Source organism: Nostoc sp. ChiQUE02, assembly GCF_034531305.2.
Classification (GTDB): Bacteria; Cyanobacteriota; Cyanobacteriia; order Cyanobacteriales; family Nostocaceae; genus Nostoc.
On record NZ_JAVRBN020000058.1, the window covers coordinates 22379 to 29815 of the forward strand.

Below are 7437 nucleotides of genomic sequence, written 5' to 3' on the forward strand. Positions count from 1 at the left end.
TACCATCCGAGCAATACTATCCCAATGAAGGGTAGAATGCGGCTATTTATGAAATATTGCACTATTAGTTTTAAAGTTGTATATGTCTGATGTAAATAAGCCAAGTAACCATACCAACAATATCTTTAAAAAAATCTTGTTAATTATTGGAACTGGAGGATTATTACTTGGGATTCCGATTATGTTTATTCGAGTTCCACCAAGCTGTGGCTGTGGTGATAGCAGTAAAGCTACAGTTGGAAGATTTATTAAGGTACAACAAGCATATTTCTCGGAGAAATCAGCTTTCGCTCAATCGTATAGGTTGTTAGAGCTTGGAGATGGAGATGCACCAACAGCTACAAGCCGCTATCGATATACCGTAGACATGAGTAAGGATAAGTCATTTATATATGCAACTCCGATAAAAGAATTCCCAACTGATGTATTTCAATTAGGACTGACCAAACAGGGATTCAACAGCCTGATAGGTGCAGTTGCTTACGAGCAAAAAAATAAAACTACTATTTCAATAATGTGCCGCTCCGAAAAACAGACTTTAGCTTATCCTCCCCGACCTATTTTTAAACAAGGTAATTTTAGCTGCCCTATCGGTTTTGAAAGTATCAAATAAAATAGTATGCAAACATTCAATGACGTTTTTAGGAGGATTTATCGGAGTCATAATCATGCCCCTATATTGATGATATTTACCAAAATTGAAGCTGCTATGGGCAAGCCTGTATTGGCTGTGGATGATTCCGCATACAGTGATGTGACAGATGAAGAAGAGTGATTTGAGATAAATTAACTTAGCAAAATGACCTACTCCTTATTCCAAAGCAGCCCCAAGTACTACCGCACCATCAACACGTATCCGCGACTTTGAGCAGATGCCAAGGCTTACAACGCGTTATGCGAAAAACATGGTTGCCGTGATGGATTTAAACTTGCTTGAACCCAATAAAAGATAATCGTGAAAACTGAATTACCTCCATTTAGTAATTGTGTTCTATTCTTTGTACTTTTCTTAAGTATGGTGTATTTGTATAGCAGCATATAGCAATCCTAAATGATTTATGAGAAAACACCATATTCATCAAGTTTAGGAAAGTCAAAAATTTGACAATGAATTGATAGTTCAAATAACGCCTTAACTACGTTAAAAGAATGACAGAAAAAATAAAATTCTCTAATTAATCGTTTTGCTTGCAGCCAAATATCTTCTACAGGATTCTGTTGTGGTGCATTTGGGGCAAACCTTAAGCAGGTAATCCACCATTGTTCTTTTTCCAATTCACGGTTTAATGAATCTAGATAATCTTGAATTTCTTGTGAACGATGATAACTTGCACCATCCCAAATTACTAAAAGTTTGGCTAATGGTCGTTGTTGACGAAGATATTCTAAAAAGTTAATTGTGTTTTTAGAGTTACCTTTTTCTGCCGCATAGGTGATAAATTCCTTGGTTTTATAATCTAATGCACCAAAATATGTTTGTTTAACACGAGCATTAACTACTGGTATTGTCACTCGTTCATTAGTTTTTCCCCAGACATAACCTATTATGTCTCCCCAAAGTAAATGACATTCATCTACCATGAACACAACTAGCTCTCCTGATTCTATTTCAGGTCGTCGCGTTTCCAATAATTCACAAATCTCTTTTTTTTTGAGTCTACTAATTCTTGGTCATATTTTGGATTACTTGCTTGAGTTTTCTTCCAACTAATACTGGCAGCATCAAATAAATCGTAGTAACTTTGTTTCGAGGAGAATGTGACTCCATATTTGGAAGCGATATAGTGTTCTAATTCATTTAAAGTCCATCTATCCTTGCTTTGCAACCATTCAATTACCTCGGCACGTTGAATATCATCCAGATACCCAAAACTTCCTTTATGCCCTAGTTTTAACCCATCAATCCCCATTTTAAAAAATGATTTTTTATAGGTACTTATGAAGCCAGATGAGACACCTAATATTGGCATTATCTCCTCATGTTTGTATCCACATAGCAGCATTTTTACTGCTGTAGCCCGCTTGATTTCACGCGGTTCTTTACTATTTTTGATAAAATCTTCTAATAATTGCATCCACATATCCACACCTGCACCTTGGTTGCAACCGCTACTTTTATATCTTCTCAGTATTTTCTCATGAATCATTCCGGATTGCTATAGTTCAAAGAAAATTAATTAAAAAGCAACGAAAAGTAGAAAGACCAAAATCTAGTTTTGGCTTTTATATTCTCTGGAATCAAATTTTGTTAAGTTTCTTTTTTTCCATAACTTATATTCTAGGATGGGATGCACCATCAGTTAGCTTAAAATTTGATATATTACCAGTATTTTCCTTAATAATTGGCTTAGTTTGCTATTGTATATTTGTGTTAATTGTAAATAAAATTTTAAATATTTTGAGAGTCAGCCAAATTGTAGAAAATGATGCTTATCTCGTTTCTGTAAGGCTTATACCACGGCAAAAGCTTCAGAGAATTTTATTTTTGATTGCTGTATGTATATTAAATCCAATAACAGAAGAGTTGATATTTCGGGGAGTAATAGTACATCAATTAGGCATATATATAAACAATTATTACTTGGCAATTCTTCTGGGTTTATTTGTAACTATTGGAAATCATATCTATCAAGGACGACTACATATTATTACGCATCTTATTTTTTATATTTTTACTGTAACATTGCTTTATTCAGATGTAGGGCTTGTTGGGTCTATAGGTTTTCACTTGGCAGGAGATATTTACCCGTTCATGCGGCTTAAATATGAGGCTAATAACTATAAAAAGCGAAGAAGGGAGAGGTGCGACACTTTACCCTAATAGTGATCCTTTTTGGCAAATTCCTCAATATAGTTTTCATAAAATTTACGAAATTTCTCAACCAAAATCTTTTACCTGTTATGCAACTCATCTGATGGATCTTGAAGATGGTCGTTGTATTGCTTACTTCTTTAATACTTCCAAGCGCGAATGTTGCATACTTTTGGGGCAGCCGATTTTAGAGAGTAATCAGCTTTCAGATCCTGTAATTATTGCTAATAGCATTCCAGAACTTTTTAAGCGCATATTTCAAGCTCAGGGGCAGTACTACTTTGACGATGCTAACTTTGAGGTTGTCCAATTTAAATATGAATTATTGCTTTGGCCGGAAGACTAGAGGCTTACAAAGGATTCAAACCTGGACAATTCCAGTTTCAGGCAAGTGAAGTTCAATTATTGAGCAGATTCAACAAATCCCCCAAGTAGGATAGAAAGTGCTGCAAATAACTGTCAATAAATACAAATGGATATTCTTGCTCAAAAAGTACGAGTCAGAATAGCTTTTCTAAAATCCGTACTTTTAAGTATGACTCCTGTAAAATTAGCATCAGTTAAATCAGCGCTGCGAAAGCTTGTACCACCAAAGGTTGCAAAAGCAACAGCAATGTTGCGAATAATGGCGTATTTTTCATCTCCTTTCATTGCCCTCCTAGCAATGTAAATACTAAGTATAGCTACGGTAAAAGCGATGGCGAAGGTGACGACGAAGGATAAACCTGCCGCTCCGAGGAAGACGATGGATTCGGCTCCACTTCTAGCTAAGATGAAAACCAAGGCAATGGCAAAAACTAAGGCTCCAGCAACGGCTCCAGCGACGGCGAAGACCAAGACAATGGCGAAGGTTAAGGCTTTGGCTTTGTCCAGTCCTAATGCGACAGTGACGACGAGTCCAACAGCAACGGTAATGGCGAAGGGCAAGGCGACGGCGGAGGAAAAGGCGAAGACTAAGGCGATGACGAGAGCGATGGCAACCACTAAGGTAACGGCTAATGCGACGGCTACGGCGAAGGAAAAGGCCCCGGCTAAATCCAAGGCTAAAGCTAAGGCAACGATGAGGGCGACGGCGAAAGCGAAGGCTAAGGCGAGGGCGACAGCTCCGATGAGGGCAACGACTAAGGCAGTCCAGCCTGAAACCTTAGTCTCTAGAGTTGAGTTATTAAATACAGAAACTATCAAGCCTCCAGTGATGGCTAAGAAAAATCCTGAGATTCCAGAGAGCAACCACGAAACACAAACTAGAAAATTAGCCCAACCCTTTTGCAGTCCAGCTTTTGCATTGCTAAAATTAGTTCCCCTTAAAATAGCACCCGTAAAATCTGCTCCTCGAATATCCGCACCACTAAAGTTTGCCCCAGCCAAGTTTTGACCTCGAAAAGAACGACCTCTGAGATTTTGACCGGAAAAGTCTTGGGGCATGGCTGGGCTAGTAAAGGCGAGGGTTTATGCAGACTACACTTAGAGTATGTGCTTTTACGGACTGTAGTGCAATATTTCTTTTGTGATTGGTAAGTAATGCCAAGTATTTGACTACAATTTACTCACTGGTGGCTACTCATCAGCTAATCATACGAAAACAGTTGAACATTGTTACAATCTCTACATTTACGCGCCCGCAGCTTTTCGCCTTCCCCCCACCCAGCCCCATCAGCACGGAAATACACCCACTGACTTACTGATTCTCCAACGGTACGACCCCAAATAAAATTTTGTGAACCGCAGATAGGACATGGCGTTTCTTGTGGGCTAAGGTTTTCGTGATTCGGTTGGTTGTTCATGAGCTTCCCCCGATAATTTCTGAGTGCAATCTTCAGGAGGCATTGCGCCAGAGTGCGATCGCTTGAGATTGAATTACCTGACTGATAATTTTATTTCCAACAATCATCACCGTAAAAGACTTTCTGTTGTTCGTTGGGTAAAAATCTCGCGCACCATCCGTAATCTAGATAATGCTTCACTCTTGTGTCAGGGAAAGCTTTTGTTGATATTCTTTGTACTCTCTGTCTTTATGCTGCCAGTATTTCTCAACTGTTTCTTTAGCAGCGATTGCACTATCGTATTCATCTCCACCTTGGTTTAATAATCGCTGTTTGGTTTGCTTTCGTAAGTCAGAAACAACTTTACCATTAACTTTACGCGTCTTTGACCAATCTAGAATCACTTTAGGATATTTACTAGTGTCAATGTATTTCTCCTGTTCAATTTCTGGTAAACTGTAGCTCCGTAGTTCCGGTATCCAGTGGTAAATAAAGTCTCCTTGAGGGTCTTTTTCAGTAATATTCTTTGACGGGTTATAGATGCGGAAAGTATCGCTAAGTGGATTAGTTACACCAGCTTGCATCTGCCATTGCCAATTATTAATTGCTAAATCTCCATCTACTAAATAGTTCATGTAGTGTTTAGCTCCGTGATGCCATGAAATCCCACAGTTAATAGTTAGGAATGTGGCACACATTGCCCGCATCCGAAAATTCATCCAACCCATTGTTTTTAGTTGCCGCATACTGGCATCAACTAATGGAAAGCCTGTCATTCCTTGTTGCCACGCCTGAAATAAATCTTGTTTTGCTCCTGATAACGCTGATGGTGTATATAATTTATCAAACTCCCTGTAACGGTTAATATAAGCAATTTCTGGATGAAAATAGAGTCGCTGTGTAAAACTATCATGCCAGCGCAAACGGTCTCGAAATGCTTTGAGGGAGAATTCTGCCTTGGGTTGAGTTTTTAATTCTTCTGCTCTAGCTTTAGTGCTTTGGTAAACAGTGCGAGTTGAAATAGTTCCAAAAGTCAGGTGTGGTGATAAATGAGATGTAGCACCAAGCTGTGAGAGCATTGGGCGAGAAAGTTTCCAATGGTAGCCAGAGTATCTTTTTTTCAGAAATGAGTCTAGTTTAGCTTGTGCTTGTGTTTCTCCCCCTCTAAAGTAAACTTTCTCGACTACCCAAAAGCGATAGTATTTCTGTTTGAGTTCCAAAAATGTTAGCTCTGGTAGATTGAGTGTGATTTGAGGCGTATTAATAGTTGCTGGTGTTTTATACTGGGATTGTCTTTGATAGGTGTAGTATTCGTTAAACCACTCGTCACGTTGCTCTGCTGATTGGAGAAAGTTGTTTAGTCCAATGTGGTAATCAAGGTTTAACTGTTTGTAGAAATCAATTATAGTTTTATCCCGGCTGATACCATACTCTACCTGTACATCACGGTTAAAGAAAAGTTTGGGTTTATATCCTGCAATGATTAACTGCCTAGTCAACTCTTGCACGATGTCTGTAGAATTACCTTCAAATAAGTACAACCGACTACCTAACTTTTGGAGATTTGAGTTGAGATTTTCCAATGACTCAAACAAGAACCGGACTCTGGCAGTTCCCACATCATCCCAGGTATAAAACCAAGGGTCAATAATGAAGAATGGTAGAACTCTTGCATCATTACAAGATGAAGAGGTGACAATTTCGTTATCAGTTAAACGTAAATCCCGACGAAACCATAGAAGGTGCATAGTTTAAGTTAACATAGCTTACAATACATTTGTACCAATAATTTCTTTTGCTGTGGAAGTTGAGTGTCTATAGCCAGTTGTAATCTATCCTCAATAAGTGAGGAACTGGGTGTTGTAAAGGAAGAACAACAGCCAGCAACTGTGGAATTAGATGTAGCGAGTTAGAATTTTTGTGCTGGCGACTATTAACCAGTCAACGGTTTTGGGGCAAAATAGCGATTATCTATCACGCCAAATCGACACAGCAGTAGCCGTGCATTGTTAATTTTCGTATGCTGCTTGATTGTTAGTTATTATCCCCCTTTCGTGAAAAGAGAAAGTAATGGTAAAGTAAATTTCCTTTTCAAAACAAGACTTCAGGGTGATTTATGAACAAAGGTGAACTAGTGGATGCTGTAGCAGCAAAGACCAACATCACAAAAAAGCAAGCTGATGAAGTCATTAGTGCTTTTTTGTCAGTTGTTACCGAGGCTGTAGCCAATGGGGATAAGGTAACGCTGATTGGGTTTGGGTCATTCGAGCGACGCGAACGCTCAGAGCGCGAGGGGCGTAATCCGAAAACCAATGAGCCAATGACAATTCCGGCGACCAAAGTGCCTGCGTTTTCTGCTGGGAAACAGTTTCGGGAGAAAGTAGCGCCATAAAGCATAAGTAAGCCACCCTACCCAAAAGGCTGACCCCACCGTTCCCAGTTCTCCTTATTAAATGGACTGCGCCACTTCAAAATAAGGTTCAACTCCAACTCTTGCCGTGTGCGTCGATCAACCGGAGCATCCCACCAAAATGCGGCGTTGACTGCTGTTTTTAACCCATAGTGATAATGTAAATCCTGGTAGCTGGCGATGTAATCTTTGCAGGCGTGTATACCCTGCCATCGCTTGTTACTACGGCAGGTTTCCCCCACATACAAAATCAAACCAGCCGCCGAGTCAATGATGAAATAGAGACACGCATCACCTGGGCTGTTTGCTGGCATCCTATAAAACGACATTGGCACAAGCCGCAGCAAGAGTGGATCAATTTGGTCTGGGTCGCAGTGCTTAGGAATGCGGATTAAATAAAATCCAGAATTATGCCACCTGTGGTTTAGCGGTGTAATTCCATTGCGGCAAAT

General features: G+C 39.5%; 10 protein-coding genes. 5 read left to right on the forward strand and 5 right to left on the reverse strand.

Translation table 11 applies throughout. The annotated features are described in order from the left end of the window. The first annotated feature begins 82 nt into the window (after positions 1–82). Together RM347_RS31655 and RM347_RS31660 are read left to right on the forward strand one after the other, a co-directional pair. Positions 83–613, forward strand: coding sequence for a type IV pilin-like G/H family protein (locus RM347_RS31655; protein WP_322715523.1), 531 nt, complete (start codon positions 83–85; stop codon positions 611–613). Between the two features lie 6 nt (positions 614–619). Further along, entirely contained in the window at positions 620–775 is a 156-nt protein-coding gene (locus tag RM347_RS31660) for a hypothetical protein (protein WP_322715522.1), read from the forward strand. A gap of 281 nt (positions 776–1056) precedes the next feature. On the opposite strand, the gene RM347_RS31665 is transcribed toward RM347_RS31660, so the two are convergent. Continuing rightward, positions 1057–2075 (reverse strand): IS630 family transposase gene (locus RM347_RS31665; RefSeq protein ID WP_322715535.1). Its coding sequence is split into 2 segments (ribosomal slippage): positions 1057–1658 and positions 1658–2075, totalling 1020 coding nucleotides; the frame shifts between segments, so codons are not numbered across the junction. A gap of 293 nt (positions 2076–2368) precedes the next feature. Here RM347_RS31665 and RM347_RS31670 point away from each other — a divergent pair. Beyond that, the gene (locus RM347_RS31670; protein WP_416211857.1) at positions 2369–2821 is read left to right on the forward strand and encodes a CPBP family intramembrane glutamic endopeptidase; all 453 of its coding nucleotides are present in this window, start codon (positions 2369–2371) and stop codon (positions 2819–2821) included. Next, positions 2766–3158 (forward strand): hypothetical protein, encoded by a 393-nt coding sequence (locus RM347_RS31675; RefSeq protein ID WP_322715521.1) that lies wholly within the window; start codon positions 2766–2768, stop codon positions 3156–3158. The genes RM347_RS31670 and RM347_RS31675 overlap by 56 nt, the downstream gene beginning before the upstream one ends. A gap of 140 nt (positions 3159–3298) precedes the next feature. Here RM347_RS31675 and RM347_RS31680 read toward each other — a convergent pair whose 3' ends face one another. The 3 genes from RM347_RS31680 to RM347_RS31690 form a co-directional block, all read right to left on the reverse strand. Then, the gene (locus tag RM347_RS31680; RefSeq protein ID WP_322715520.1) at positions 3299–4237 is read right to left on the reverse strand and encodes a pentapeptide repeat-containing protein; all 939 of its coding nucleotides are present in this window, start codon (positions 4235–4237) and stop codon (positions 3299–3301) included. 143 nt (positions 4238–4380) lie between these two features. Then, positions 4381–4596: a hypothetical protein gene (locus tag RM347_RS31685; RefSeq protein ID WP_322715519.1), complete on the reverse strand. Its 216-nt coding sequence runs from the start codon at positions 4594–4596 to the stop codon at positions 4381–4383. Between the two features lie 176 nt (positions 4597–4772). Beyond that, on the reverse strand, positions 4773–6323 hold the full coding sequence (locus RM347_RS31690) for an FAD-binding domain-containing protein (protein ID WP_322715518.1): 1551 nt from the start codon (positions 6321–6323) through the stop codon (positions 4773–4775). Positions 6324–6691: 368 nt separating this feature from the next. Here RM347_RS31690 and RM347_RS31695 point away from each other — a divergent pair, with 368 nt between their 5' ends. After that, positions 6692–6967 carry an HU family DNA-binding protein gene (locus RM347_RS31695; RefSeq protein WP_322715517.1) on the forward strand — a complete coding sequence of 92 codons (276 nt, stop codon included), beginning with the start codon at positions 6692–6694 and terminating at the stop codon, positions 6965–6967. A 17-nt stretch (positions 6968–6984) separates the two neighbouring features. Here the strand turns inward: RM347_RS31695 and RM347_RS31700 are convergent, their stop codons facing one another. Next, on the reverse strand, positions 6985–7422 hold the full coding sequence (locus tag RM347_RS31700) for a GIY-YIG nuclease family protein (protein ID WP_428850650.1): 438 nt from the start codon (positions 7420–7422) through the stop codon (positions 6985–6987). Between the last annotated feature and the right edge of the window lie 15 nt (positions 7423–7437).

Excerpts from the sequence above, each read along its gene's own strand:
- RM347_RS31690 (WP_322715518.1), bottom strand. The coding sequence starts at position 6,323 with ATGCACCTTCTATGGTTTCGTCGGGATTTACGTTTAACTGATAACGAA.
- RM347_RS31695 (WP_322715517.1), top strand. The coding sequence starts at position 6,692 with ATGAACAAAGGTGAACTAGTGGATGCTGTAGCAGCAAAGACCAACATC.
- RM347_RS31680 (WP_322715520.1), bottom strand. The coding sequence starts at position 4,237 with ATGCCCCAAGACTTTTCCGGTCAAAATCTCAGAGGTCGTTCTTTTCGA.
- RM347_RS31675 (WP_322715521.1), top strand. The coding sequence starts at position 2,766 with ATGAGGCTAATAACTATAAAAAGCGAAGAAGGGAGAGGTGCGACACTT.
- RM347_RS31660 (WP_322715522.1), top strand. The coding sequence starts at position 620 with ATGCAAACATTCAATGACGTTTTTAGGAGGATTTATCGGAGTCATAAT.
- RM347_RS31655 (WP_322715523.1), top strand. The coding sequence starts at position 83 with ATGTCTGATGTAAATAAGCCAAGTAACCATACCAACAATATCTTTAAA.
- RM347_RS31685 (WP_322715519.1), bottom strand. The coding sequence starts at position 4,596 with ATGAACAACCAACCGAATCACGAAAACCTTAGCCCACAAGAAACGCCA.